Here is a 221-nt window from a genome sequence, read left to right as displayed (position 1 = left end):
CTTCGGCTTTCCGGCGAAGCAATCGAAGAACTTGGCCTCCAGTTCCGACTCGAACTGCGGGTTGTGTCGCGCCGAAGCGATGAAATTGATTGGCAGCAACTTCCCGGCTTTCACACCGGCGATACCCTCCCGTATCAGACCGTCATCAACCCTGGCCTCCCGCATGTTGCGGATGTTGCGGAGCATGGCGAGGCCGCCGATCTTGCCCTCGCGAAGGAGCC

1 pseudogene is annotated in these 221 nt (G+C 60.6%); it reads right to left on the bottom strand.

Features of this window, described 5'->3' with window-relative positions:
• Positions 1 to 221: pseudogene (locus BGIM_RS66705) on the bottom strand (TROVE domain-containing protein); the annotation flags it as partial.

The organism is Zavarzinella formosa DSM 19928 (genome assembly GCF_000255705.1).
In the GTDB taxonomy this organism is placed as follows: domain Bacteria; phylum Planctomycetota; class Planctomycetia; order Gemmatales; family Gemmataceae; genus Zavarzinella; species Zavarzinella formosa.
This window is presented reverse-complemented; position numbering and strand designations above follow the sequence as displayed.